Annotated in this window: 4 tRNA genes; all 4 read left to right on the top strand. The window is 43.7% G+C overall.

The annotated features are described in order from the left end of the window. Positions 1-70 (top strand) — tRNA-Glu (locus tag EIZ48_RS28415). Position 71: 1 nt separating this feature from the next. After that, positions 72-147 (top strand) — tRNA-Lys (locus tag EIZ48_RS28410). A 65-nt stretch (positions 148-212) separates the two neighbouring features. Then, a tRNA-Val gene (locus tag EIZ48_RS28405) sits at positions 213-288 on the top strand. A 108-nt stretch (positions 289-396) separates the two neighbouring features. Then, positions 397-472, top strand: a tRNA-Ala gene (locus EIZ48_RS28400). The last annotated feature ends 436 nt before the right edge of the window (positions 473-908 follow it).

Here is a 908-nt window from a genome sequence, read left to right as displayed (position 1 = left end):
TTCGTCTAGAGGCCTAGGACACCGCCCTTTCACGGCGGTAACAGGGGTTCGACTCCCCTACGGGACGCCATGGGTCGTTAGCTCAGTTGGTAGAGCAGTTGACTTTTAATCAATTGGTCGCAGGTTCGAATCCTGCACGACCCACCATTCTTTCCACGAAGAATGGCTTTTGATTTCACTTTTTTAAAGTGAAGACAAGAGAAAACTATCGTGGGCGATTAGCTCAGTTGGGAGAGCACCTCCCTTACAAGGAGGGGGTCACTGGTTCGAGCCCGGTATCGCCCACCACTTTTCCTTTTGGCTGCGTTATCGCATTTCTCGTTTAGCGAACTAAACGTCGAATTACGATGCCTTGCCTAAAGAAAAAGACTTCTTTTAAGAAGACACCATATATATGGGGCTATAGCTCAGCTGGGAGAGCGCTTCGCTGGCAGCGAAGAGGTCTGCGGTTCGATCCCGCATAGCTCCACCACTCTCTAAATATTTTCTGCACGACGCGCAGATTCAATGGCGAAATATAGCCGTTGGGTCGATTTTGTGTCTCTGCTTATTACGTTCGAAAATATTTAGAGAGTGGATCTTTTATCTCCACGGAGATAACGAAACACATGCTCTTTAACAATCTGGAAAGCTGACTAGTAAATTCAACCACTAGGTTGAATTAAAATGTTTCATCGCGAGATGAAACGAGTTCTCAAGCAATACACATTCAAGTGTCTTGTACTTTTGTCTTCACTTTTTCAAAAGTGAAAATAAAAGAAGAGTCCGGCGAAAAAACCAATGTCCTTACATTTCTTGATCGAATGTAGGTGACGTAAACCTTGGTTGTTTGAACATACGCTTTTGTCTTCACTTTTTTGAAAAGTGAAAATAAAAAAACTCCTTGGGGTTGTATGGTTAAGTGACTA

The sequence above is a fragment of the Photobacterium alginatilyticum genome (assembly GCF_009910675.1).
Classification (GTDB): Bacteria; Pseudomonadota; Gammaproteobacteria; order Enterobacterales; family Vibrionaceae; genus Photobacterium; species Photobacterium alginatilyticum.
Note: the sequence above shows the minus strand (reverse complement) of the source record. Positions and strands in the feature narration are given on the sequence as shown.